Below are 23,153 nucleotides of genomic sequence, written 5' to 3'. Positions count from 1 at the left end.
TGGCCTGAGCTGATTACCTGTAATGTCAGGAACAGCCATACTTAAGCCAGTGGCGCGCTGTTCTCTCTCTTTGCGTCATAAATGTCTTTATTCAGAAGGAAGCAAAATGGCTTCACCCGAAAGCGCGTTGCAGGATTTACTTCTTCAGAAAACGCGGACCCGCTTTCCTGCTGTATCTCTGGCCATCGGCAAGGGCAGCCAGATAATATGGCATGAAGCCGCTGGTTATGCTGACGTAGAAAACGGCACCAGAAACACGCCAGAAACGCTTTTCGGCATTGGCAGCATAACGAAAGTCTTTATTGCGGTATTAGCTCTTCAGCTAAATGAAGAGGGTTTGCTGCCTCTCGACACGCCCGTCTCGCGCTGGCTCGACGAAAAGCTTTTATCCCGAATTGCCCATGCCGATACCGTCACCCCCAGACAACTTTTGTCCCATTACGCTGCTATCCCAAGCTGGGAAGATGATCCCGGCTGGATTTCCGATGCGCGCGGAAAGCATCTGAATCCAGAAAGACGCTGGATGCCGCATAAAACCCTTGACTATATCCGGGGCAAAAAAGCGTTAAGCCTGCCAGGCGAGAACTTTCACTATTCAAATACCCACTTCACCTTGCTGGGATTGTTAATTGAGAAAATAACGCAGAACAGCCTGGAAGCAGAGTTGAGCAAAAGAATTCTGGCGCCGCTGTCCCTGAAAAATACCTGTATGGCAGGCGCTTCCCCGGCGAAGAGCGGAAACCTTGCCGGCAAGTATCACCGGCTGGATGCTGCTTTTATACAAAACGCCGGTTTTTCCCCGCATTTTCACCCGGCACCTTATGGCCTGATAAATGTATCTGCCTCCAGCCTCGCTGTTGAATGGGCCGCTGGCGGCATCGTTTCCACTGCGCAAGACATCATGACCTTTATTCTTGCCCTTAAAAACGCGCAGTTGCTTAACCCGCAAAGCATGAAGGCGATGCAGCGCTGGCTCCCGGCTGAAAGTGGCGAAATGGGGTTAAGCCTGTTCAGGATCGAAACAGACTACGGCCCGGCATTAGGGCACGGCGGCAATGTTCTGGGTTTTAGCGCATGCGTATGGTGGTATCAGCACAGCGACTGTGTCGTGGCTATATTGACCAATGCAGGCTCCATGCATGCGGATCCTCAGGCTGACTGCGCAAGTCGCTTTTTCAGAGAGTCTGAGGCAGGAAAACTGGCACAGGAAATAGCCTCGCGCTATGCCGGTGATAGTGACCCTGTCTCAATACATCGAGGAGAAAACCATGAACCCTATAGTTGAACAGGGTGAGTCGCCTTTCATTCCAGGTTTCAGGCTACAGGATATTACCCTTGCTAACGGCATCAGGCTGCGCGTCGCCACGGGCGGCTCGGGCAAGCCGCTGCTGTTGCTTCATGGCCATCCTCAGAACCATATTACCTGGCGTAAGATTGCCCCGCAGCTGGCAGAAAAGTACCGCGTGATCCTGCCCGATCTGCGAGGTTATGGCGACAGCGACAAGCCCACCAGCGACGAGCAGCACCGCCCCTACTCTAAGCGCGTCATGGCGGAAGATATCAGCCTGCTGATCGAGGCGCTGGGCTATAAGCAGGTGGCTTTCGTCGGCCACGATCGTGGAGGTCGGGTTGGCCACCGGCTGGCGCTGGATCACCCCGACAAGGTGAGCTGCTGCGTATTCGTGGATATCGCGCCTACGGCGACCATGTATGCGCTGACCAATAAAGCGTTCGCTACCCGCTATTTCTGGTGGTTTTTTCTGATTCAGCCCTGGCCGCTGCCTGAAACCATGATTGCGAACGATCCCGGTTTTTTCCTGAAAAAACATATCGAAGGGCAGCTAAAAACCGCTGGTGCCACTTCAGAAGCGGTCTTCAACGACTATCTGCGCTGCTATCAGCAGCCAGAGATGATACACGCGGTGTGTGAAGATTACCGCGCCGCCGCCACCCTCGATCTGGAAGACGACGCGGCAGACAGTGAGAAAAGAATCGCTTGCCCGCTACTGCTGCTGTGGGGCGAAAAAGGAACGGTCGGCGAACTCTATGATGTGGTGGCGACGTGGCGTGATAAAGCGCAGCAGGTAACCGGCGAGGCGCTACCCTGCGGGCATTCGCCCCATGAAGAAGTACCAGACATTTTCCTGGAGAGGCTTTGCGCTTTTCTTGATGCGCAGCTCTGATTTGAGTGATTTAAGGCGGTGAAGCTGGATTGTCAGATTTGCGGTGGCCGCCTGCGTCAGTCAGGACCAGCGTCGAATGATATTCAATAAAGTCAGCCTTAAGCGCGCTGTAGCGGTGAATATCGTTATTCTCTGCCAGCGCTGCTGCATATTTTATACGAGCATAACATGCCGCCACCATTGTTTTTTATCCGGTCATCCCGAAACGCCGGAGGTGTTACGATGTGGCGGTTTGTAATCTGATATTGCTAATTTTATTAGCAGCTTAAATCTATAAATTATTTGCCGCCTTTCATTATGGTTTTCTTTAACCTGGCCGCTATTGATTAACAAACAAAGGCTATCGATATCCGTTTCCGGCAAACACACATCTATGCGTCAAACCGTTTGGTATAAATACGTTAAATAAGCGTTTTTCGAACTCTTTTAACGTTTCCTCTAATCATCACCCCTGTGACAGATGACGCTTTTAGGAGGGTTCGCGCACGCAACCCCACACAAAGATAATGTAAACTATTTTTTACACAACCTGGATGCCGCTATCGCTCTTTCGGATGACATTAACCACTAACTTTAAATAAAATCGCAGCGCTTAACGCTAACTTTCACCATTTTGTTAGCTATTGATATTTTTGAAATGGACTCAAGGACACACTTAATGACCAGAAATTCCTCGTGGGCTCTATGTTTGCTGATGTCTGTTGGTTGCCTTTCGGCTAGCGCTTCCACTCAGCAGCAATCTTTGAAAGCTATCGCGCCTTATCCAGAACCGGAAAAAGGTATAAGTCGTCAGGTGATAGAGCTGCCCGAGCTTAAGAATGAGTATTTATATAAAGTCGAGCTGATGATTGGTCAAACATTAGAAGTTGACTGTAATGCTCATCAACTTCTGGGCCAGCTGAAGAGCGAAACAGTCGATGGCTGGGGGTACCCTTATTATGTGTTTGAAACAGCGAAAACATCAGATTCAGGCGTGATGCACGTCTCTACTATGATGGCCTGTCCAGAAGAGAAGAAGGAAAAAAAATTCGTGGGGGCCAGTCTCGGTGCGAATGGCATGTTGAGTTATAACAGTAAGCTACCAGTTGTCGTTTATACTCCCGATAACATTGAGGTTAAATACCGCATCTGGAAAGCAGATGATAAAATTGTTTCCGCAAAAATAAGATAGCTATATTAAAGGCGGTCTGCTTACCAGGGTATAGCGTTCCGATAATAAACAGTATCTCCTTCTGCCCATTATCAGACTTTAAACTGCCTTCCATTGACTAGTTTAAATTTATGCTGCAAACGTCCGCTTTTAGCACAGAGCGGACACTGGCACCAAACACCCCGCCCTCCTCCAACAGAACCGGTCAGGATGACGGGCAGCAGCGTTATCGCGACTGTCCGCCCGATCGCGTTAAGTTGACCTGATTTCATCGACTAATGACCCCGGAGCCTGTCACGGCTTTCTGGCTTCACCTCTTACAGTAAATCCACTCGCAGCCACCTGCTCGCTGACAGGTCGCGGCAGGCTGTGGCTTAAAACCTGACGAATTAATGGAGTAAGAAATGAAGCTAACACAAGTCCGTAATGCCACTCTCGTACTGGAATATGCCGGTAAGACATTCCTTATCGATCCTATGCTGGCAGAGAAAGAGGCCTGGGAAGGTTTTGCGGGAAATGCGCGCCCGCATCTTCGCAACCCCATGGTGGCCCTGCCCGTAGCGGTTGAGAGTTTGCTGGACGTTGATGCTGTGATCCTGACGCACACGCATACTGACCACTGGGACGAGGCAGCACAGCAGGCCGTGCCTAAAGATATGCTTATTTACACGCAGGATGAGAATGATGCGGCACTGATCCGTTCTCAGGGCTTTCTTAATATCCGCGTTTTGAAAGAGGAAAATCATTTCGTGGACGGTCTGACGATTTACAAAACCGACGGCCAGCACGGCAGTAATGAGCTCTACGCCGATGCTGAATGGGGTGCTTTACTGGGGGATGCGTGCGGACTGGTCTTTACGCACCACGGTGAAAAAACGCTTTATATAGCCGGCGATACCGTCTGGGTAAAACCTTATGCAAAAAACCTGCAACGCTTCCAGCCAGACATTGTCGTGCTGAATACCGGCTATGCGGTTAACGATCTCTATGGCCCGATTATCATGGGTAAAGAGGACACGCTGCGCACGCTTAAGATGCTGCCCTCTGCAACCATCGTTGCCTCACATATGGAATCGATTAACCATTGCCTGCTTACCCGTGCGGAGCTGCGTGAGTTTACGCTTGAGCAGGGTATTGAAAGTCAGGTGCTTATTCCGGCAGATGGTGAGACTCTCGCTTTCTGACCGGCCTTGATACCTGAGTAAGGAAAAACGTTATAACGACCGGCTGACGGCCAACGTGGCCGGTTAAAATCAGCCTGTCAGCCACTGGTGCTCTGGTGGCAATCATTGACGGAAAGGTAAACATTATGTCTGCTCTGACAGTTGCCGTGATCGCCACGGCTGGATTCAGCCCGTTTCACTTTTCAGTGCCCTGTATCCTTTTCGGGTCATCAATGCCGGAACCTGATTTGTTCTGCCTCGAAATCTGCGCGGAAAAAGCGGGTATTGTCCAGTCGGATATCGGCCTGTCTATCAATGTAGAGCACGGTCTGGAACGACTTGACGCTGCAGATATTATCATCGTGCCGTACTGGAATAACCCTGATGAAAAACCCTCTCAGGCCCTGCTTGATAAGCTGATAAGCGCCTGGCAGCGCGGTGCGGAAGTGGTGGGCCTCTGTCTGGGCACCTATGTGCTCGCTTACTCGGGCCTGCTCAATGAGCGCCGCGCCGCCACACACTGGGAGTATGAAAAGGACTTTACTGCACGCTTTCCTGCCGTTCACTTGGACAGTAACTCGCTTTATACCAGCGATGAGCGGCTCATCACCTCTGCCGGAACGGCAGCCGGTATTGACTGCTGTCTGAACATTATCCGCGACCATTACGGTTCGGCCGTTGCCAACCGGGTGGCAAGAAGGATGGTTGTTCCTCCTTACCGTGAAGGCGGGCAGGCCCAGTTTATAGAGCGTCCGGTTCCGGGCTCCACACGGGACAGTAAAATGAATGAATTAATGGATTACCTGCGCCGCAATCTGGACAAGCCACACGACCTCGACTCGCTGGCCGGATTTGTCAGCATGAGCCGACGAACGCTGACCCGCCACTTCCTGAAGGCCACGGGAACCACGCTGGGAGACTGGATTAACGCAGAGCGGCTTCAGCGAAGCCAGGAGCTGCTGGAGACGACGGATCACAGTATCGAAAAAGTGTCTGAGATGACCGGATTTCAGTCGCCAGTCTCATTTCGTCAGAGCTTTAAGGCGAGATTCAGCGTCAGCCCCAGCGAATGGCGCCGGGCATTCTGCGGCCCTGAACCGGTTGACCGGGAAGAAAACCTGTCGTAACAGAGATACCCTGCATTTTATCCGCTCCGGCGCCCTGCGCTGCCGCGCAGCACGGCCATTCACGCCGGAAATGGCTATCAGACTCGCCTTTGCTAATATTCTGCTTCAGGGCTGTCAGCGTCGCTTTATCATCACTTTTCCTGCCGGACCAGAAAGGTGTCGGCAACCAGATGATATGCATTTTTGGAAAATCCCGATGCTGTTTTGCTCCCTCTCCTCCGGACAGGAGGAAACCTCAGCAGGCGCTGATTTCGTTACGCTTTTTTAAGGGACCTTACAGACTTCAGAAGGAATTAATGGAAGAGAAAATGGCACGCCCTACAGGATTCGAACCTGTGACCTACGGCTTAGAAGGCCGGTGCTCTATCCAGCTGAGCTAAGGGCGCACGGGGATGGCGAGGATTATACGGCGAGACCTCAACGAGTCAACGCTTTTGGCCGTACGTGCGATGCGTATGCCGAAGAATCAGACAACCGACGACGATTCAGAACCTGACAGCGCGTCACGCTTCTGACAGAATAGGCGCCTTTCCCCGATTTAACACAACACAGTGGATTTCCTCTCTGATGGCAGCAAAAATTATTGACGGTAAAACGATTGCGCAGCAGGTGCGCCTTGAGGTTGCGGAAAAAGTAAAGCAGCGTCTGGCGGCCGGTAAACGTGCGCCGGGTCTGGCAGTCGTTCTGGTGGGTGAAAACCCCGCTTCGCAGATTTATGTCGGCAGCAAACGCCGCGCCTGTGAAGAGGTCGGCTTCGTGTCTCGCTCTTACGATCTGCCTGCAACCACCAGCGAAGCTGAACTGCTGCAGCTGATTGACGATCTCAATAATGATCACGAGATCGACGGCATTCTGGTGCAGCTGCCGCTGCCGGCTGGCATCGACAACGTTAAAGTGCTGGAACGTATTACGCCGGACAAAGATGTTGACGGTTTCCATCCCTACAACGTTGGCCGTCTCTGCCAGCGCGCGCCGACGCTGCGCCCGTGCACGCCGCGCGGCATCGTAACGCTGCTTGAGCGCTACAATATCGACACCTACGGCCTGAACGCTGTGGTCGTTGGCGCATCTAACATCGTGGGCCGTCCAATGAGCATGGAGCTGCTGCTGGCGGGCTGTACCACCACCGTCACGCATCGTTTCACCAAAGATCTGCGTCACCACGTCGAGCACGCCGATCTGCTGGTAGTCGCGGTCGGCAAACCAGGCTTTATTCCGGGCGACTGGATCAAGCCGGGCGCGGTAGTGATCGATGTCGGCATTAACCGACTGGAAAGCGGCAAAGTAGTGGGCGACGTTGATTTCGACGCAGCCTCTGAGCGCGCTTCTTACATCACCCCGGTGCCGGGCGGCGTAGGGCCGATGACGGTCGCCACGCTGATCGAAAACACGCTGCACGCGTGCGAAACTTATCACGATAAAGAGGAAGCATAATGGCGAGCTTTGCACTGGGTAAACACCCTCACGTCGACCTGTGCGATCTGCTGAAGCTGGAAGGCTGGGTAGAGAGCGGCGCGCAGGCGAAAATCGTTATCGCCGACGGCGAAGTGACCGTTGACGGCGCGGTAGAAACCCGCAAGCGTTGTAAAATCGTTGCCGGACAAACCGTCGAGTTCGCCGGACAGCGTATTACTGTCACCGCATAAACCGGGGCGTCCTGCGGGACGCCCCCGCCAGCTACTCCTCCGCAATACGCGTCTCGCCTTCAGTCTGCTCCAGCCGAATATGATTCACCGGCGCGTACTGCGCAATCAGGTGCGCCAGACGCGGCGAATGGCTGGTGATCCAGAGCTGACAAAACTGGCTCGCTTCGGCAATCAGGTGCGCCAGCGCAGGCAGCAAATCCTCATGCAGGCTGTTCTCCGGCTCGTTAAGCGCCATAAACTGCGGCGGCCTTGGGCTGAGCAGCGCCACCACCAGACAGAGAAAACGCAGCGTGCCGTCTGAAAATTCTACGCTGTCGAGCGGACGCAACACGCCGCGTCGCGACATCTGCATCTGAAAGCGGCCGTTCTGTACATCAACGTGAAACACGCTGTCGGGAAACGCCTGCGCGGTCACTGCATAGAGCAGCTCATGATGACCGCGCTCGACGATGGTCGCCCAGGCGGCGGCGAGATTGCTGCCGTCATGCGCCAGCACCGGCGAGCGGACGCCGGTCTGCGGCACGCGGATCGACGATCCCGGCCAGACGGCAAACTCGTGATAGAAACGCCACTGTCGCAGCCGTTCGCGCAGCTGCGACAGTTCAGGATAGCGGTGCGGCTCACCCAGTTGGCCGAACAGCGACTCTTCAGGATGCAGCGTCGCCGGATAGGCCACGCGCTCCCCGTCAACGTTATGCAGAAACGCCGTCTGATTTTGCCGCTGCATAATGCAGGAGGCAGGTCGCCGTCGCTGGCCGCTCAGCCAGATACGCTCCTCTTTGACCAGCGGGTCGAGGTTGAAGAGTGAAGTCTCCAGCGGCTCCGGAAAACCGATATCAAGCTGATAGTCGAGATCGTCCATCTGCGCCGCCAGCGTCAGCCGTTTTGGGTCGTGGCGGCGATCGCCGCGACGCAGGCCGCCCGCCCACATGACTTTCTGAATGCCGCCCTCTTCCGCCAGCGCCGCCGCCAGCCGTCCGCTGGCGGCGTCGTGCAGCAGCTTAACCGCTTTGTAGAGGTTCGATTTGCCGCAGCCGTTCGGGCCGCTAATAACGTTAAGCTGCTGTAGCGACAGCGTCAGCTGGCGCACCGAGCGAAAACCGCGAATCTCAATCTTTTCAACTGGCATAGGTCAAAGAGGTTATCCGCTGTGGCATAAAAAAGGGCGCCAGCGCGCCCTTTTGGTTTTACTTACGACGCCAGGTAGAGCCTTGCGGCCCGTCTTCCACAATCACGCCCAGCTCGTTCAGCTTGTCGCGCGCGATATCAGCCTGCGCCCAGTTTTTCTCTTTACGCGCGTCGGCACGGGCCTGCACCCAGTGCTCGATTTCAGCCACTTCGTCGGCGTTGCTTTGCGCGCCGCTCTGCAGGAACTGCTCAGGATCCTGTTGCAGAATGCCCAGCACGTTGGCGATCTCGCGCAGCTTCGCCGCCAGGCCGTTAGCCGCATCGGCGTTTTCGCTTTTCAGGCGATTGACCTCGCGCGCCATATCGAACAGCACAGAGTAGGCTTCCGGCGTATTGAAGTCATCATCCATCGCTGCGCGGAAGCGTGCGTCGAACGCTTCGCCGCCCGCCGCCGTAGCGTTGCGGTCGGTGTGGCGCAGCGCGGTGTAAAGACGCTCCAGCGCCGCACGCGCCTGGTTCAGGTTCTCTTCGCCATAGTTGAGCTGGCTACGGTAGTGCCCCGACATCAGGAAGTAGCGCACCGTCTCAGCATCGTAGTGCTTCAGCACGTCGCGCACGGTGAAAAAGTTGCCGAGGGATTTCGACATCTTTTCGCGATCCACCATCACCATACCGGAGTGCATCCAGTAGTTAACGTAAGGACCGTCGTGGGCGCAGGTAGACTGCGCGATCTCATTCTCATGATGCGGGAACATCAGATCCGAGCCGCCGCCGTGAATATCGAAGTGTGCGCCAAGCTGTTTGCAGTTCATCGCCGAGCACTCAATATGCCAGCCCGGACGGCCGTTACCCCATGGCGAAGGCCAGGCGGGCTCGTCCGCTTTCGACATTTTCCACAGCACGAAATCCATCGGGTTGCGCTTCACTTCGGCTACTTCCACGCGCGCGCCAGCCTGCAGCTGCTCCAGATCCTGACGCGACAGCACGCCGTAGCTGGCATCGCTCGGCACGTCGAACATCACGTCGCCATTGCCGGCGACATAGGCGTGGCCGCGTGCGATCAAACGCTCTACCAGCTCGATAATCTCAGGAATATGGCGCGTGGCGCGCGGCTCCAGATCCGGCGGCAGAATGCCAAGCGCGGCGAAATCTTTATGCATCTCGCCAATCATGCGATTGGTCAGGGTCTCGATGCTCTCGCCGTTCTCATTGGCGCGCTTGATGATCTTGTCATCAATATCGGTGATGTTGCGCACGTAGTTCAGACGATAGCCGCTGTAGCGCAGGTAGCGGGACACCACGTCGAAGGCCACGAAAGTGCGGCCATGGCCAATATGACAGAGGTCGTACACCGTGATACCGCACACGTACATGCCGATTTCGCCAGCATGAATAGGTTTAAATTCCTCTTTTTGTCGACTCAGGGTGTTATAAATCTTTAGCATTGAACAGTTCCGTTTAGACGAGTGCGGTAAACACTTTTATCAGGTTATTCAGTTATTGTGCCGTATTTTTCGCGCTTGCGCGACGGCAGCGTGCCAACAGCGCCGCGGGCGTGCTGACGCGCCATTGGAATTTATGATATAAGAAGCGTCGACTAAAATGGCCAGCGCGCTTTTGGCGGCCAGACGACTGACGACAACCTTTACAGGACGAGAATGATGGTTACCTTCCAGACCAACCACGGCGACATCGTAATTAAAACCTTCGACGATAAAGCGCCCGCTACCGTGCAAAACTTCCTCGAATACTGCCGTGAAGGTTTTTATGACAACACCATTTTCCACCGTGTTATCAACGGCTTTATGATCCAGGGCGGCGGTTTCGAGCCGGGCATGAAGCAGAAAGACACCAAAGCTGAAATTCGCAACGAAGCGAACAACGGCCTGAAAAACACCCGCGGCACCCTGGCGATGGCGCGTACTTCCGCTCCGCACTCCGCTACTGCGCAGTTCTTTATCAACGTAGCCGACAACGACTTCCTGAACTTCCGTGACGAAAGCCTGCAGGGCTGGGGCTACTGCGTGTTCGCTGAAGTCGTAGAAGGTATGGACGTGGTCGACAAAATCAAAGCGGTCTCTACCGGCCGTAGCGGCATGCACCAGGACGTACCGAAAGATGACGTTGTCATCCAGAAAGTAACCGTCAGCGAGTAATGTCGCGCACCCTGTTTATCGCAGATTTGCATCTGTGTCAGGAAGAACCGGCGATCATCGCCGGTTTTCTGCGTTTTCTGGCGCGTGAAGCGCCGCGCTGCGACGCGCTCTATATCCTTGGCGATCTCTTTGAAGCCTGGATTGGCGATGACGATCCTGACCCGCTGCACCAGCAGGTCGCCGACGCGCTGCGCGCGCTGCCGGTACCGGTCTACTTTATCCATGGCAACCGTGACTTTCTGCTCGGCAAGGCTTACGGCCGCGCCAGCGGCATGACGCTTCTGCCGGAAGAACAGGTGCTGGAGTGCTACGGCCATCGCGTGCTGATCCTGCACGGCGATACCCTCTGTACCGACGACGCAGGCTATCAGCGTTTTCGCGCCAAAGTGCATCAGCGCTGGCTGCAACGTCTTTTTCTCGCCCTGCCCCTGTTTATTCGCCAGCGCATCGCCGCACGCATGCGCGACGGCAGCAAACAGGCGAACCAGCATAAATCTCTCGCCATTATGGACGTCAACGCCGGGGCGGTTGAAGAGACGATGCTGCGCCAGCAGGTGAGCATTATGATCCACGGTCATACCCATCGTCCGGCAATCCACCGCTTCGTTTTAGAGGGCGCGCCTGCCGAACGTGCCGTATTAGGCGCATGGCATGAGCGCGGCTCGATGATCCAGCTCGACGCCAGCGGCATTCGCCTTATCGAATTCGACTTTTAAAACGCCGCGAAACGTGCCGGAATCACGGCGACGCAACCGTTTTCCTTGCGCCTTTCTCATGCTATTCTCTGTGCCCTTCTTTACCTGCCCGACCGGCCAGGTTCGTTTGTTTATTCACAGGAGTTGACCGCATGTCATCCAACGCCGCCCCGGCCCGCATTGCTATTGTAATGGGCTCCAGAAGTGACTGGTCCACCATGCAGTTCGCTGCGGAAATCCTCACCAGCCTGGACGTGCCCTTCCACGTTGAAGTGGTCTCCGCGCACCGCACGCCGGACAAACTGTTCAGCTTCGCCGAAACCGCCGCCGATAACGGCTTTCAGGTGATTATCGCGGGCGCGGGCGGCGCGGCGCATCTGCCGGGCATGCTGGCGGCGAAAACGCTGGTGCCGGTGCTGGGCGTGCCGGTGCAGAGCGCGGCGCTGAGCGGCATCGACAGCCTCTACTCTATCGTCCAGATGCCGCGCGGCATTCCGGTCGGCACCTTAGCCATCGGCAAAGCGGGCGCAGCTAACGCCGGTCTGCTGGCGGCGCAGATTCTGTCGCTTCACGATGCGGCGCTGGCTGCGCGGCTCGGCGAATGGCGCCAGGCGCAGACCGATGAGGTGCTGAATAACCCGGACCCGCGGGAGGACGCATGAAGCCAGTTTGCGTACTGGGCAACGGCCAGCTGGGCCGCATGCTGCGCCAGGCGGGCGAGCCGCTGGGCATCGCCGTCTATCCGGTCGGTCTTGACGCCGAACCTGACGCGCTGCCGATTGCGCAGAGCGTGATCACCGCCGAAATCGAGCGCTGGCCGGAAACCGCGCTGACGCGGGAGCTGGCGGACCACCCCGCCTTTGTGAACCGCGATATTTTTCCGCGTCTGGCGGATCGTCTGACGCAAAAACAGCTGCTCGACCAGCTTAACCTCGCTACCGCGCCCTGGCAGCTGCTGGCGGAGAAGAGCGAGTGGCCACAGGTATTCGCCTCGCTGGGCGAACTGGCGATCGTTAAGCGCCGCACCGGCGGCTATGACGGACGTGGTCAGTGGCGTTTGCGCGCAGATGAAACCGAGGCGCTGCCGGACGAGTGCTACGGCGAGTGCATCGTCGAGCAAGGCATCCATTTTTCAGGCGAGGTGTCGCTGGTCGGCGCGCGCGGTCAGGATGGCCGTACGGTGTTTTATCCGTTGACCCACAACCTGCATCAGGAGGGCATTCTGCGCACCAGCGTCGCCTTCCCGCAGGCGGACCCCACGCAGCAGGCGCAGGCCGAAGCGATGCTCAGCGCAATTATGCATGAGCTGAACTATGTCGGCGTGATGGCGATGGAGTGCTTCGTCACGCCGGAAGGCCTGCTGATCAACGAGCTGGCGCCGCGCGTGCACAACAGCGGGCACTGGACGCAAAACGGCGCCTCCATCAGCCAGTTCGAGCTGCATCTGCGCGCCGTGCTGGGTCTGGCGCTGCCGCAGCCGGTGGTGTTCGCGCCGTCAGTAATGGTGAATCTCATCGGCACGGCGTTAAACCGCGACTGGCTGCAGCAGCCGCTGGTGCATCTGCACTGGTATGACAAAGAGGTGCGTCCGGGCCGCAAGGTCGGCCATCTGAACCTGACCGACAGCGACAGCGCGCGGCTGACGGCGGCGCTAAAGGCGCTGGTGCCAATGCTGCCGCCGGAGTACGCCAGCGGCATCGCCTGGGCTGTGGAGAAGTTCTGACAGCGGGCCTGTCCCGCTGGGGCTGTTAGTGGGGCGCCCGCGTGGGCAATATCGTCCGCTCGCAAAGAGGCAAAAAGCCCTGCCAGTCCACGCGGATACGCACCTTAACCCTGAGGTGCGTATGTCCGGGCCAGTGCGCCTCGTTGTGCCAAACGTCCCAGACGTTTTTGCGCTGGCTGGCTGCGGCTTATCTCAGCCAGCGCAAACTGTCAGGCTGAATCAAAGCGCCGGAACAGCGCCTTGCCGCGCAGCAGCCGCACGCCCAGCCAGCCGCCGCACAGCGACAGCAGCAGCGCGCCGCTGAGCGGCAACGCCAGCCACAGCGTCCAGTCTGGCTGCCACGGGAAATCAAAAATCTTACGCTGCAGCGCCCAGAGCGCCGCCTCCGCGCCCAGCGCCGCCGCCACGCCGGACACCACGCCCAGCAGCGCGAACTCGCACCACAGCGTCGCGCGCAGCAGCTTCTTGCTGGCGCCCAGCGTGCGACAAACCACCAGCTCCTGACGCCGCTGCCGCATCCCGACCTGAATCTGCGCCAGCAGCAGCAGCACGCCGCAGAATGTTACCAGCACCACCATAATCTCCAGCGCCTGGCTCACCTGAGTCAGCACCTGGCCGATCTGCCGCATAATGCTGCCGATATCCAGCAGGCTCAGCGTCGGAAACGCCCGGTTAAGCTGCGCCAGCAAAGCCGGATCGTTATCCAGCCTGAAACTGGTCAGCCAGGTCTGCGGCTGCGCATCCAGCGCGCCGGGCGGGAAGATAAAGAAAAAGTTCGGTCGCAGGCTTTCCCAGTCGACTTTGCGCAGGCTGGTGATTTTCGCGCTGAACGCCTGGGTATCGCCGGTGAAGGTCAGCGTATCGCCCAGCGTCACTCCCAGCCGGTCCGCCAGTTCCTTCTCCATCGACACTTCACCCGGCTTCGGCGGCCAGCTGCCCGCCACCAGCGGATTATGCTCGGGCCGCTCATTCATCCACGTCAGATTCAGCTCGCGGTTCAGGGCGTTATCCAGCTTCGGATCGGCCTCTTTGCCGTTCAGGCTGGTCAGGCGCACCCGCGCAACAGGATAGAAGGTTTCCGGCTTCACCTGATGCGAAGCGAGGAAAGCGCGCACCTGCGGCACCTGATCCTGCGTCATATTGAGCAGAAAATAGTTCGGGCTGTCCGGTGGCAACTGTTGCTGCCAGCGGTCCAGCAGATCGCCACGCATCACCAGCAGCAGCGCCAGCAGCATAAAAGAGAGCGAAAACGCCGCCAGCTGGCTCAGCGTCATGCCCGGCTGACGCAGCAGCCGGTTAATCGCCAGCCGCAGCGCCAGGCTGCGCACCACCAGCCGCCGCAGCAGCAACAGCGCGCCCCAGCCCAGCAGCGCCAGCACAGCCGCCAGCGCCACCACGCCCGCCAGCAGCGCCCACAGCATCTTGCTGCCGCCCACCAGCAACGCCAGCAGCGTAACCACGACCACGCCCATCGCCGGGATATAGCGCTTCAGCGGCCAGATATCAGCGACCGCGTCGCGTCGCAGCACGCGCAGCGGCTGGGTCGCCAGCAGCAGTCGATAGGGACGCAGGCCTACCAGCAGCGAAATCACAAACAGGGAACCGATCGCCCAGAGCCACGGCCAGCCGCTGGCGGGCGGCAGGGCTGCAGGCAGCACCGGCTTCAGCATCTGCATCAACAGCGCCTCGACGCCCAGGCCGAGCGCCCCGCCGCACACGGTCGCCAGCAGCAGCACCGCCAGCCACTGCCCGACGATCAGCCGCCGCAGCGCGCGGCGCGTCGCGCCCAGCGTTTTTAACACCGCCACCAGATCGTAACGGCTGCGGCAGTAGTGGCTCATCGCCACCGCGACGGCGGCGATCGCCAGCATCAGCGTCAGCAAAGCGGAGAGCAGTAAAAACTGCTGGGCGCGCTGCATCGAACGGCCGAGCGCATCTTCAGAATTCTCTACGCTGATCCAGCGCTGATCCGCTTTCAGCTGCGGCTGGATCCAGCTGTCGTAGCGCGCCAGCTGCCGGGGTTCGCCGGCAAACTTATAGCGCCAGGTCAGGCGGCTGCCGGGCTGAATCGCGCCGGTCTTTTGCGCGTCGGCGAGATTAATTAGCAGGCGCGGCGCCATCTGGAAAGGGTTAAAACCGCCGTCCGGCTCCTGAATCACCTCGCCCGCGATGCGCAGGCTGGCGTCGCCAACATCCAGCCTGTCGCCCACCTTCAGGTTGAGCAGCGCCATCAGACGCGGTGCGGCCAGCGCCGTGCCGGGGGCGGGTTTCAGGCCTGGCGGATCGGTCTGCAAATCGCCGAACATCGGATAGCGATTATCCACCGCTTTGACCGCCGCCAGCTGCGGCGACTCACCGGCGAACGTCATGGTCATAAAGCTGAGCTGCCCGCTGACGGCTAACCCCTCTTCCCGCGCCTTCGCCAGCCAGGCGTCAGGAATGGGCGAGCTGCTGCGCAGCGTGCGGTCGCCCGCCATAAAGTCACGGCTCTGCTGGCTTAGCCCTTTCTCCATGCGATCGCCGATCGCGCCAAGCGCCAGCACGCAGGCCACCGCCAGTGTCAGCGCCATCCAGACGATCAGCAGCGAGGGCGAGCGCCACTCGCGCCAGAACCAGCGCCAGATCATCGCTCCTCCCACACTTTGCCGTCGCGCAGCCGCAGACGACGATCGCAGCGCGCCGCCAGCTGTTCGTCATGCGTCACCAGGATCAGCGTGGTGGCGTAGTCGCGGTTGAGCGAAAAAAGCAGATCGGCGATGCGATCGCCGGTCTTACGATCGAGATTGCCGGTGGGCTCATCGGCGAACAGCAGGCCGGGACGGCCGTTAAAGGCGCGCGCCAGCGCCACGCGCTGCTGCTCGCCGCCGGAGAGCTGCGCAGGCAGGTGCGTCAGACGCTCGGCCAGCCCCAGCTGGGTTAACAGTTCGCGCGCCTGTTCGCGGCTCTGGCGGTCGCTCTCGCCGCGCAGCAGCGCGGGCAGCTGCACGTTCTCCAGCGCATTGAGCGTCGGCACCAGCATAAAAGACTGAAAGACAAAGCCGACCTGCGTCGCCCGCAACGCGGCGCGCTGCTCTTCATCCAGCTGATGCAAGGGTTGCCCCAGCAGGTTGACCTCGCCGCTGCTGCCGTCGTCGAGCCCCGCCAGAATGCCCAGCAGCGTCGACTTGCCGGAGCCGGACTCGCCGATCAGCGCGATGGTCTCGGCCCGTTTGACAATGAAGTCAACTCCGGTAAGGATGATCAACTGGTGTTCACCCTGACCGACGGACTTTGTAAGATGATGAACTTCAAGAATGTTTTCCGCTGGCATTATCCTTTCCTGTTTTTCGTTCTTCTGCTGGCATCGCATCTGGCCGCTGCGAACACCTTACTGGTTTTAGGCGACAGCCTGAGCGCCGGCTACCGTATGTCGGCCAGCGCGGCCTGGCCAAGCCTGCTGAACAACCGCTGGCAGCAGCCCAGCGTAGTCAACGCCAGCATCAGCGGCGACACTGCCGCGCAGGGTCTGGCGCGCTTACCGGCGTTATTAAAACAGCATCAGCCGCAGTGGGTGTTAATCGAACTGGGCGGTAATGACGGTCTGCGCGGCTTTCCGCCGCAGGCTATCGAGCAGGATCTGCGTAAAATCATCGACGACGTGAAAGCGGCGAACGCCAGGCCGCTGCTGATGCAAATTCGTCTGCCCGCTAACTACGGGCGGCGTTATACGGAAGCGTTCAGCGGGATCTATCCCAGACTGGCACAGCAGTACAACATTCCTCTGGTGCCCTTTTTTATGGAGCAGGTCTACCTGAAGCCTGAATGGATGCAGCAGGACGGCATCCATCCGAACCCCGATGCGCAGCCCTTTATCGCCGAGCTGATGGCGAAAGAACTGGCCCCTTTAGTTAAGCATGAGTAATCTGCGGCGACGCGCTTTTTATGGGTAAAGATATGCAAAAAACCGTTGTAATTACCGGCTGTTCCAGCGGTATCGGTCGCGTCGCGGCGCAGGATCTGCAGGCGCGCGGCTACCGCGTGATCGCCGCCTGCCGTAAGCCGGAGGATGTGACCCAGATGCGCGCGCTGGGCTTTATCGCCGTTGTGCTGGATCTCGACGACGCACAGAGTATCGATCGCGCGGCTGATGAAATCCTGGCGCTGACGGACAATCGGCTGTTTGCGCTGTTCAACAACGGCGGCTTCGGTCTTTACGGACCGTTGCGCACGCTGTCGCGCCAGCAGCTGGAGCGGCAGTTCTCCACTAATTTTTTCGGCACCCATCAGCTGACGATGCGGCTGCTGCCCGCGCTGGAGGCGAGCGGCGACGCGCGCATCGTCAACACCAGCTCCGTACTGGGACTCATCTCTACTCCTGGCCGCGGTGCCTACGCCGCCAGCAAATATGCGCTGGAGGCCTGGAGCGACGCGCTGCGCCTTGAGGTGCGCCGTAGCGGCGTGCGCGTCAGCCTGATCGAGCCAGGCCCTGTGCAGACCCGCTTTACCGACAACGTGACGCAGGGCGAGCCGGGCAAACCGGTACGCAATCCCGGCATCGCTGCGCGCTTCACCCTGCCGCCGGAAGCGATTTTGCCTAAGCTGCGCCACGCGCTGGAAAGCCCGCACCCGCGGCTGCGCTATCCGGTGACGCTGGTCGCACATGCGATGAGCATCCTGAAACGGCTGTTGCCAGGCTGGATGCTGGATCGCATTTTAAGCAGCCGCTGAGAATTCATCTTGAAGCGGGGACGTCCGGCCCCATATTCTTTATACACTTTCTGCCAAGAGACTTAGTCATGTCACCACAAGCTTCGATTATCGACGTCAACGAATCCAACCTGCACCAGACGCTGGAACACTCCATGCAGATCCCGGTGCTGTTCTATTTCTGGTCGGATCGCAGCCAACATTGCCAGCAGCTGACGCCGCTGCTGGAACGCCTGGCGCAGGAGTACGCCGGTCAGTTTATTCTGGCGAAGCTCGACTGCGACAAAGAACAAATGGTGGCCTCGCAGTTCGGCCTGCGCTCGATTCCGACGGTCTATCTGTTCCAGAACGGCCAGCCGGTCGACGGCTTCCAGGGCCCGCAGCCGGAAGAGGCTATCCGCGCGCTGCTGGAGAAAGTATTGCCGCGCGAAGAGGAACTCAAAGCGCAGCAGGCGCTGGCGCTGATGGATGAAGGCAAGCCGCTGGAGGCGCTGCCGCTGCTGAAAGAGGCCTGGCAGCTCAGCCGTCAGGCGAGCGAAATCGGTTTTCTGCTGGCGGAAGTCTTGATTAGCCTGAACCGCAGCGACGAAGCTGAAGAGGTGCTGGCGAAGGTGCCACTGCAGGATCAGGATACGCGCTATCAGAGCCTGATGGCGCAGATCGATCTGCTGAAGCAGGCGGCGGATACGCCGGAAATCCAGCAGCTGCAGTCGCAGCTGGAGAGCGACCCGACCAATGCGGAACTGGCTGCTAAGCTCTCGTTACAGCTGCATCAGGTAGGACGCAACGAAGAGGCGCTGGAGCTGCTGCTCGGTTTTCTGAAGCGCGATCTGAATGCGGCTGACGGACAGGTGCGTAAAATGCTGCAGGAGATCCTGGCGGCGCTGGGCACTGGCGACGCGCTCGCTGCCCGCTATCGCCGTCAGCTCTACTCGCTGCTCTACTGATTCGGCACCGCTGTATCCGGGCCGAAGCGACTCGGCCCGTAAATTAACAACCGGGAGGTTATATGTTGACAGTGATCCCTGCGCTGATCGTACTGGCGCTTGTAACGGTTTGGGCGGGCGTAAAAATCGTGCCGCAGGGCTATCAGTGGACCGTTGAGCGCTTCGGGCGCTATACCCGCACGCTGCAGCCCGGTCTGAGTCTGGTGGTGCCGTTTATGGATCGTATTGGTCGCAAGATCAATATGATGGAACGCGTGCTGGATATCCCCTCGCAGGAAGTCATCTCCAAAGATAACGCCAATGTCACCATTGACGCCGTCTGCTTTATTCAGGCGGTTGATCCAGCGCGCGCGGCCTATGAAGTCAGCAACCTTGAGCTGGCGATCATCAATCTCACCATGACCAATATCCGTACCGTCCTCGGCGGCATGGAACTGGATGAGATGCTGTCGCAGCGCGATAACATCAATACGCGTTTGCTGCATATCGTCGACGAAGCGACCAACCCCTGGGGCGTGAAAATCACCCGTATTGAAATCCGCGACGTGCGTCCGCCGCAGGAGCTGATTGCCGCCATGAATGCGCAGATGAAGGCAGAGCGTACCAAACGCGCCGACATCCTTGCGGCGGAAGGCGTGCGTCAGGCGGCGATTCTGCGCGCCGAAGGCGACAAGCAGTCGCGCATTCTGAAAGCCGAAGGCGAGCGAACCTCAGCGTTCCTGCAGGCGGAGGCGCGCGAGCGCCAGGCCGAAGCCGAAGCGCGCGCCACCAAAATGGTGTCCGAAGCTATCGCGGCGGGCGATATCCAGGCGGTGAACTACTTTGTGGCGCAGAAATATACCGACGCGCTGCAGAAAATCGGTGAAGCCAGCAACAGCAAGGTGGTTATGATGCCGCTGGACGCCAGCAGCCTGCTGGGATCGGTGGCAGGCATCAGCGAGCTGCTGAAAGGCACGTCTCCAGAGTCGAAACGCTAATGCTACTGGAAATCATCGCCCACCCGCACTGGTTCTGGCTGACGCTTGGCGGCCTGCTGCTGGCGGCGGAAATGCTCGGCACCAGCGGCTATCTGCTGTGGAGCGGCATCGCGGCGGTGCTGGTGGGTCTTGTGGAGTGGCTGGCACCCTTTAGCTGGACGGCCCAGGGCACGCTGTTCGCGCTGCTGACCTTAGTCTGTGTTTACCTCTGGTATCGCTGGATACGCCATCGCGAGCGCCATCAGCAGCCCAACTCTCTTAACCAGCGCGGCAACCAGCTGATCGGCACGCATCTGACGCTGGATGCGCCGCTGATTAACGGCATCGGTCATGTAAAGCTGGGCGACAGTAGCTGGCGCGTACAGGCCGACCAGGATCTGCCTGCTGGCACTCAGGTTATCGTTACGGGCGTAGAGGGCATTACGCTGCACATCACGCCGCGTTAACCGGACTGGCCCGGCGTATGGCCACAGCATCCCGCCAGGTTGTTGATGATGGGACACTCCGCGCTCTCATCGCCAGGGCAGGCGTCGGCCAGCGCCAGCAGCCGCATGCGCATCGCCTGTAGCTCTTCAATATGCGTGGCGATCTCCGCCGCTTTTTGCAGGGTGCGCGCTTTGACGTCGGCGCTGTGGCGCGCCGGATCGTTGAACAGCGTGACCAGCTCGCGGCATTCATCAAGCGTAAAGCCCACCTGTCGCGCCTGACGCAGCAGGTTCAGCTCCTCAAGATGATGAGCGCTGTAGCGACGGTAGCCATTGTCGCTGCGCAGCGGCGGCGTCACCACGCCCTTCTCTTCATAGAAACGGATCGCTTTGCTGGTTAAGCCGGTTTTTTTCGCCACATCGCTGATATTCACTCTGCTCTCTCCTTAAAAACCGATCGCGACTATTGCCTGTAAAAATAGTTTGACCTTCCCCTTGATGGAAGGTTTAGCCTGTATAACGAGTGATAAAAAGCTCGCATTGTTAACTGCAACACAACAGGAGCCCACTATGTCTCACACTATCTCGCTGGCGCTGGAAGGCCTTTCCTGCGGCCACTGCGTCAAACGCGTTAAAGAAGCGCTCGAGCAGCGCGACGATGTCGAACAGGCCAGCGTCACGCAGCAGGAAGCGCAAGTGATCGGCAGCGCCGACGCCGCGTCACTGATCGCCACCGTGGAAGAAGCGGGCTATCACGCCACGCTGAACGGCGACAGCCACCCAAAGCCTGAGCCGTTGACAGCTTCAGAGCCGCCGCCGGAGGCGCTGACAACGGTGGCGGAAACCCAACCGGCACAAGAGAGTGAAAGCGCGCAGTTCCTGCTGATCGAGGGCATGAGCTGCGCCAGCTGCGTCAGCCGGGTGGAAAAGGCGCTGGAAAAAGTGCCCGGCGTTACCCAGGCGCGGGTAAACCTTGGCGAACGCAGCGCGCTGGTCATCGGCGATGCCCCTGCGCAGCAGCTGGTCGAGGCGGTCGACGCGGCGGGCTACCAGGCTCAGGTGGTGCAGGATGAACAGGAGCGACGCGATAAACAGCAAAGCAGCGCGCGTCACGCAATGCGCCGTTTTAGCTGGCAGGCGGCGCTGGCGCTGGCTTTCGGTGCGCCCCTGATGATCTGGGGCATGATCGGCGACAATATGATGCTCAGCGACGCCAACCGCAACCTCTGGCTCGCTATCGGCATCGTGACGCTGTTGATCATGGTGGTCGCTGGCGGCCATTTCTACCGCAGCGCGTGGCGCAGCCTGCGCAACGGCAGCGCCACGATGGACACGCTGGTGGCGCTCGGTACCGCCGCCGCGTGGATCTACTCTTTCAGCGTCGCGCTCTGGCCTGACTTTTTCCCGATGCAGGCGCGCCATCTCTATTTCGAAGCCAGCGTCATGATTATCGGCCTGATTAATCTCGGCCACGCGCTGGAGCAGCGCGCGCGCCAGCGATCCTCTAAAGCACTTGAACGCCTGCTCGATTTGACGCCCGCCCAGGCGCGCCTTGTCAGCGAACAGGGGGAAATGCTGGTGCCGCTCAGCGCGGTGCAGCCGGGTATGAAACTGCGCCTGACCACGGGCGATCGCGTGCCGGTAGATGGCGAAATTGAAGAGGGCGAAGCCTGGCTGGATGAGGCGATGCTGACCGGCGAAGCAGTGCCGCAGGGCAAAGGCGCAGGCGACAAGGTATTTGCCGGGACGCTGGTGCAGGATGGCGCGGTGCGCTTTGTGGCACGTGCTACCGGTCAGCATACCGCGCTGTCGCGCATTATTCATCTGGTGCGTCAGGCGCAGAGTAGCAAGCCCGACGTGGGCCGCCTCGCCGACCGTATCTCGGCGGTATTCGTGCCGGTGGTGGTCGCCATCGCCCTGATCAGCGCCGCGATCTGGTATTTCTTTGGCCCGCAGCCGCAGATCGCCTATACGCTGGTGATCGCTACTACGGTGCTGATTATCGCCTGTCCCTGCGCGCTGGGCCTGGCGACGCCGATGTCGGTTATCGCGGGCGTCGGACGCGCCGCCGAGCTGGGCGTGCTGGTGCGCGACGCCGACGCTCTGCAGCGCGCCAGCCGTATCGATACGCTGGTGTTTGATAAAACCGGTACGCTGACGGCGGGAAGGCCGCAGCTTGACGAAGTATTGACATGGAACGGCTGGTCGCGTGATGCCGTATTGCAGGCGGCGGCGGCGCTGGAGAAAAATGCCAGCCATCCGCTGGCGCAGGCGATTGTCGCGGCGACCGGCGCGACAGCCGATGGTGAGATTGCGCAATTTCGTACAATACGCGGTAAAGGCGTCAGCGGCATACTCGACGGCAGAACGCTGCTGCTGGGTAATGCGGCGCTAATGCAGGATAACCATATCGCTCTGCAAGAGGCGCAGCCGGATATCGAGCGGCTGTCGCGTCAGGGTGCGACGCCGGTGCTGCTGGCGCAGAACGGTGAGCTTGTTGGCCTGATTGCGCTGCGCGATCGGCTGCGTCCTGAGAGCAAAGCGGCGCTGCAGCGGCTGCATCAGGCGGGCTACCGGCTGATGATGCTCACCGGCGACAGAGAGGAGACGGCGCGCGCTATCGCTCAGGAAGCGGGCATCGACGAGGTAATCGCTGGCGTGCTGCCGGAAGCGAAAGCGCAGACCATCGCCGCGCTGCAGCAGCAGGGCCGTCGCGTCGCCATGGTTGGCGACGGCATCAATGACGCGCCGGCGCTGGCGCAGGCGGATGTCGGTATCGCCATGGGCGGCGGCAGCGACGTGGCGGTGGAAACTGCGCCCATAACGCTGATGCGCGCCGATCTCAACAGCGTGGCCGATGCGCTGGCGCTCTCCAGCGCGACGCTGCGCAATATTCGCCAGAACCTGCTGGGCGCGTTTATCTATAACAGCCTGGGCATTCCGCTGGCGGCGGGTGTGCTCTATCCGCTGACCGGCGCGCTGCTCAGCCCGGTCGTCGCAGGCGCGGCGATGGCGCTCTCCTCAATTACCGTCGTCAGTAACGCCAACCGGCTGCTGCGCTTTCGTCCGACGCCGCGACAATAGCCGTTATTGCCCTGTTTTTCAGCGGCGGGAATCGCTAGCATGGCGTTTTGACTGAGTAAGGAC

The 23,153-nt window shown here is 59.1% G+C and carries 22 protein-coding genes and 1 tRNA gene; 17 read left to right on the top strand and 6 right to left on the bottom strand.

Annotated elements, in window-relative coordinates; translation table 11 throughout:
- The first annotated feature begins 106 nt into the window (after positions 1–106).
- From D7S44_RS01340 to D7S44_RS01315, 5 genes are all read left to right on the top strand, one after another.
- Positions 107–1,285, top strand: a complete 1,179-nt coding sequence (locus tag D7S44_RS01340; protein WP_158591208.1) for a serine hydrolase domain-containing protein — start codon at positions 107–109, stop codon at positions 1,283–1,285.
- The gene (locus tag D7S44_RS01335) at positions 1,269–2,183 is read left to right on the top strand and encodes an alpha/beta fold hydrolase (protein ID WP_120451352.1); all 915 of its coding nucleotides are present in this window, start codon (positions 1,269–1,271) and stop codon (positions 2,181–2,183) included. The genes D7S44_RS01340 and D7S44_RS01335 overlap by 17 nt, the downstream gene beginning before the upstream one ends.
- Before the next feature lie 658 nt (positions 2,184–2,841).
- The gene (gene eco, locus D7S44_RS01325) at positions 2,842–3,354 is read left to right on the top strand and encodes a serine protease inhibitor ecotin (protein ID WP_120451351.1); all 513 of its coding nucleotides are present in this window, start codon (positions 2,842–2,844) and stop codon (positions 3,352–3,354) included.
- A 383-nt stretch (positions 3,355–3,737) separates the two neighbouring features.
- Positions 3,738–4,517 carry an MBL fold metallo-hydrolase gene (locus tag D7S44_RS01320; RefSeq protein WP_120451350.1) on the top strand — a complete coding sequence of 260 codons (780 nt, stop codon included), beginning with the start codon at positions 3,738–3,740 and terminating at the stop codon, positions 4,515–4,517.
- A 125-nt stretch (positions 4,518–4,642) separates the two neighbouring features.
- The gene (locus tag D7S44_RS01315) at positions 4,643–5,623 is read left to right on the top strand and encodes a GlxA family transcriptional regulator (protein ID WP_120451349.1); all 981 of its coding nucleotides are present in this window, start codon (positions 4,643–4,645) and stop codon (positions 5,621–5,623) included.
- Between the two features lie 309 nt (positions 5,624–5,932).
- Here D7S44_RS01315 and D7S44_RS01310 read toward each other — a convergent pair.
- Positions 5,933–6,009 (bottom strand) — tRNA-Arg (locus D7S44_RS01310).
- Positions 6,010–6,190: 181 nt separating this feature from the next.
- Here D7S44_RS01310 and folD point away from each other — a divergent pair.
- Both folD and ybcJ read left to right on the top strand, forming a co-directional pair.
- Positions 6,191–7,057, top strand: coding sequence for a bifunctional methylenetetrahydrofolate dehydrogenase/methenyltetrahydrofolate cyclohydrolase FolD (gene folD / locus D7S44_RS01305; RefSeq protein ID WP_120451348.1), 867 nt, complete (start codon positions 6,191–6,193; stop codon positions 7,055–7,057).
- On the top strand, positions 7,057–7,269 hold the full coding sequence (gene ybcJ, locus D7S44_RS01300) for a ribosome-associated protein YbcJ (RefSeq protein ID WP_120451347.1): 213 nt from the start codon (positions 7,057–7,059) through the stop codon (positions 7,267–7,269). The genes folD and ybcJ overlap by 1 nt, the downstream gene beginning before the upstream one ends.
- 31 nt (positions 7,270–7,300) lie before the next feature.
- On the opposite strand, the gene D7S44_RS01295 is transcribed toward ybcJ, so the two are convergent.
- Positions 7,301–8,398 carry an AAA family ATPase gene (locus D7S44_RS01295; RefSeq protein WP_120451346.1) on the bottom strand — a complete coding sequence of 366 codons (1,098 nt, stop codon included), beginning with the start codon at positions 8,396–8,398 and terminating at the stop codon, positions 7,301–7,303.
- 58 nt (positions 8,399–8,456) lie between these two features.
- Positions 8,457–9,842: a cysteine--tRNA ligase gene (gene cysS / locus D7S44_RS01290; RefSeq protein WP_120451345.1), complete on the bottom strand. Its 1,386-nt coding sequence runs from the start codon at positions 9,840–9,842 to the stop codon at positions 8,457–8,459.
- A gap of 216 nt (positions 9,843–10,058) precedes the next feature.
- Here cysS and ppiB point away from each other — a divergent pair, with 216 nt between their 5' ends.
- From ppiB to purK, 4 genes are all read left to right on the top strand, one after another.
- Positions 10,059–10,553 (top strand): peptidylprolyl isomerase B, encoded by a 495-nt coding sequence (gene ppiB, locus D7S44_RS01285; RefSeq protein WP_120451344.1) that lies wholly within the window; start codon positions 10,059–10,061, stop codon positions 10,551–10,553.
- Complete coding sequence (gene lpxH / locus D7S44_RS01280) at positions 10,553–11,269, top strand: UDP-2,3-diacylglucosamine diphosphatase (RefSeq protein WP_120451343.1); 717 nt, start codon at positions 10,553–10,555, stop codon at positions 11,267–11,269. Before ppiB ends, lpxH begins: the two co-directional genes overlap by 1 nt.
- A 131-nt stretch (positions 11,270–11,400) precedes the next feature.
- Positions 11,401–11,910 (top strand): 5-(carboxyamino)imidazole ribonucleotide mutase, encoded by a 510-nt coding sequence (gene purE, locus D7S44_RS01275; RefSeq protein ID WP_120451342.1) that lies wholly within the window; start codon positions 11,401–11,403, stop codon positions 11,908–11,910.
- Positions 11,907–12,971, top strand: a complete 1,065-nt coding sequence (purK, locus tag D7S44_RS01270) for a 5-(carboxyamino)imidazole ribonucleotide synthase (RefSeq protein ID WP_120451341.1) — start codon at positions 11,907–11,909, stop codon at positions 12,969–12,971. Before purE ends, purK begins: the two co-directional genes overlap by 4 nt.
- A 209-nt stretch (positions 12,972–13,180) precedes the next feature.
- Here purK and ybbP read toward each other — a convergent pair whose 3' ends face one another.
- Both ybbP and ybbA read right to left on the bottom strand, forming a co-directional pair.
- Complete coding sequence (gene ybbP / locus D7S44_RS01265; RefSeq protein ID WP_120451340.1) at positions 13,181–15,598, bottom strand: putative ABC transporter permease subunit YbbP; 2,418 nt, start codon at positions 15,596–15,598, stop codon at positions 13,181–13,183.
- Complete coding sequence (gene ybbA, locus D7S44_RS01260) at positions 15,595–16,281, bottom strand: putative ABC transporter ATP-binding protein YbbA (protein ID WP_120451339.1); 687 nt, start codon at positions 16,279–16,281, stop codon at positions 15,595–15,597. The genes ybbP and ybbA overlap by 4 nt, the downstream gene beginning before the upstream one ends.
- On the opposite strand from ybbA, the gene tesA reads away from it, so the two are divergent.
- The 5 genes from tesA to D7S44_RS01235 all read left to right on the top strand — a co-directional run bounded on the left by tesA (position 16,249) and on the right by D7S44_RS01235 (position 20,027).
- Positions 16,249–16,872: a multifunctional acyl-CoA thioesterase I/protease I/lysophospholipase L1 gene (gene tesA / locus D7S44_RS01255; protein WP_147402077.1), complete on the top strand. Its 624-nt coding sequence runs from the start codon at positions 16,249–16,251 to the stop codon at positions 16,870–16,872. The two genes, ybbA and tesA, sit on opposite strands and share 33 nt — an antisense overlap.
- A gap of 32 nt (positions 16,873–16,904) precedes the next feature.
- Positions 16,905–17,678 (top strand): SDR family oxidoreductase, encoded by a 774-nt coding sequence (locus D7S44_RS01250; protein ID WP_120452825.1) that lies wholly within the window; start codon positions 16,905–16,907, stop codon positions 17,676–17,678.
- A 68-nt stretch (positions 17,679–17,746) separates the two neighbouring features.
- A complete protein-coding gene (locus tag D7S44_RS01245) occupies positions 17,747–18,604 on the top strand; it encodes a co-chaperone YbbN (RefSeq protein WP_120451338.1) in 858 nt (285 codons plus the stop codon).
- 62 nt (positions 18,605–18,666) lie between these two features.
- Complete coding sequence (locus D7S44_RS01240; protein WP_120451337.1) at positions 18,667–19,581, top strand: SPFH domain-containing protein; 915 nt, start codon at positions 18,667–18,669, stop codon at positions 19,579–19,581.
- Positions 19,581–20,027, top strand: coding sequence for an NfeD family protein (locus tag D7S44_RS01235; protein ID WP_120451336.1), 447 nt, complete (start codon positions 19,581–19,583; stop codon positions 20,025–20,027). Before D7S44_RS01240 ends, D7S44_RS01235 begins: the two co-directional genes overlap by 1 nt.
- Here D7S44_RS01235 and cueR read toward each other — a convergent pair.
- Entirely contained in the window at positions 20,024–20,440 is a 417-nt protein-coding gene (cueR, locus tag D7S44_RS01230; protein WP_120451335.1) for a Cu(I)-responsive transcriptional regulator, read from the bottom strand. The genes D7S44_RS01235 and cueR overlap by 4 nt on opposite strands.
- 136 nt (positions 20,441–20,576) lie before the next feature.
- Between cueR and copA the strand changes: the two genes are divergently transcribed.
- Positions 20,577–23,090, top strand: coding sequence for a copper-exporting P-type ATPase CopA (gene copA, locus D7S44_RS01225; RefSeq protein ID WP_120451334.1), 2,514 nt, complete (start codon positions 20,577–20,579; stop codon positions 23,088–23,090).
- Positions 23,091–23,153: the final 63 nt, after the last annotated feature.

The sequence above is a fragment of the Pantoea piersonii genome (genome assembly GCF_003612015.1).
GTDB lineage: Bacteria > Pseudomonadota > Gammaproteobacteria > Enterobacterales > Enterobacteriaceae > Pantoea > Pantoea piersonii.
This window is presented reverse-complemented; position numbering and strand designations above follow the sequence as displayed.

What these genes read in the sequence shown, in the direction of transcription:
- D7S44_RS01320 (WP_120451350.1), top strand. Translation starts at nt 3,738, where the DNA reads ATGAAGCTAACACAAGTCCGTAATGCCACTCTCGTACTGGAATATGCC.
- lpxH (WP_120451343.1), top strand. Translation starts at nt 10,553, where the DNA reads ATGTCGCGCACCCTGTTTATCGCAGATTTGCATCTGTGTCAGGAAGAA.
- ppiB (WP_120451344.1), top strand. Translation starts at nt 10,059, where the DNA reads ATGGTTACCTTCCAGACCAACCACGGCGACATCGTAATTAAAACCTTC.
- eco (WP_120451351.1), top strand. Translation starts at nt 2,842, where the DNA reads ATGACCAGAAATTCCTCGTGGGCTCTATGTTTGCTGATGTCTGTTGGT.
- D7S44_RS01340 (WP_158591208.1), top strand. Translation starts at nt 107, where the DNA reads ATGGCTTCACCCGAAAGCGCGTTGCAGGATTTACTTCTTCAGAAAACG.
- D7S44_RS01315 (WP_120451349.1), top strand. Translation starts at nt 4,643, where the DNA reads ATGTCTGCTCTGACAGTTGCCGTGATCGCCACGGCTGGATTCAGCCCG.
- ybbA (WP_120451339.1), bottom strand. Translation starts at nt 16,281, where the DNA reads ATGCCAGCGGAAAACATTCTTGAAGTTCATCATCTTACAAAGTCCGTC.
- D7S44_RS01245 (WP_120451338.1), top strand. Translation starts at nt 17,747, where the DNA reads ATGTCACCACAAGCTTCGATTATCGACGTCAACGAATCCAACCTGCAC.
- D7S44_RS01235 (WP_120451336.1), top strand. Translation starts at nt 19,581, where the DNA reads ATGCTACTGGAAATCATCGCCCACCCGCACTGGTTCTGGCTGACGCTT.
- D7S44_RS01240 (WP_120451337.1), top strand. Translation starts at nt 18,667, where the DNA reads ATGTTGACAGTGATCCCTGCGCTGATCGTACTGGCGCTTGTAACGGTT.
- cysS (WP_120451345.1), bottom strand. Translation starts at nt 9,842, where the DNA reads ATGCTAAAGATTTATAACACCCTGAGTCGACAAAAAGAGGAATTTAAA.
- D7S44_RS01295 (WP_120451346.1), bottom strand. Translation starts at nt 8,398, where the DNA reads ATGCCAGTTGAAAAGATTGAGATTCGCGGTTTTCGCTCGGTGCGCCAG.
- D7S44_RS01250 (WP_120452825.1), top strand. Translation starts at nt 16,905, where the DNA reads ATGCAAAAAACCGTTGTAATTACCGGCTGTTCCAGCGGTATCGGTCGC.
- ybcJ (WP_120451347.1), top strand. Translation starts at nt 7,057, where the DNA reads ATGGCGAGCTTTGCACTGGGTAAACACCCTCACGTCGACCTGTGCGAT.
- purE (WP_120451342.1), top strand. Translation starts at nt 11,401, where the DNA reads ATGTCATCCAACGCCGCCCCGGCCCGCATTGCTATTGTAATGGGCTCC.
- folD (WP_120451348.1), top strand. Translation starts at nt 6,191, where the DNA reads ATGGCAGCAAAAATTATTGACGGTAAAACGATTGCGCAGCAGGTGCGC.
- ybbP (WP_120451340.1), bottom strand. Translation starts at nt 15,598, where the DNA reads ATGATCTGGCGCTGGTTCTGGCGCGAGTGGCGCTCGCCCTCGCTGCTG.
- copA (WP_120451334.1), top strand. Translation starts at nt 20,577, where the DNA reads ATGTCTCACACTATCTCGCTGGCGCTGGAAGGCCTTTCCTGCGGCCAC.
- D7S44_RS01335 (WP_120451352.1), top strand. Translation starts at nt 1,269, where the DNA reads ATGAACCCTATAGTTGAACAGGGTGAGTCGCCTTTCATTCCAGGTTTC.
- tesA (WP_147402077.1), top strand. Translation starts at nt 16,249, where the DNA reads ATGATGAACTTCAAGAATGTTTTCCGCTGGCATTATCCTTTCCTGTTT.
- purK (WP_120451341.1), top strand. Translation starts at nt 11,907, where the DNA reads ATGAAGCCAGTTTGCGTACTGGGCAACGGCCAGCTGGGCCGCATGCTG.